Consider the following 232-nt stretch of genomic DNA (forward strand, 5'->3'; position numbering starts at 1 on the left):
TAACTTCGGCATTAGCATTCTTCACGTCGTCACCTTGACCACCGGTATCACCTTGAGCTGCTGCTGTTCCTTCTTTCAGAATGGTAGTCGTGGTATTACCTTCGCCATCAGTGATGGTTACAGTGTGAGTCCCGTTGCCGTTGTCTTTAACTTCAGCTTTAGCATTCTTACCATCTGCACCATTAGCACCGGTATCTCCCTTAGCTCCGTCTCTTATAAACCTCTGACGCTG

The 232-nt window shown here is 47.8% G+C and carries 1 protein-coding gene; it reads right to left on the reverse strand.

Features of this window, described 5'->3' with window-relative positions:
• The coding region (locus tag ACTHR7_RS10950) for a collagen-flanked surface repeat-containing protein (protein ID WP_440370825.1) at window positions 1–232 on the reverse strand (232 nt) is incomplete at both ends.

The sequence above is a fragment of the Neisseria sp. P0007.S010 genome, assembly GCF_051962875.1.
Classification (GTDB): domain Bacteria; phylum Pseudomonadota; class Gammaproteobacteria; order Burkholderiales; family Neisseriaceae; genus Neisseria; species Neisseria subflava_A.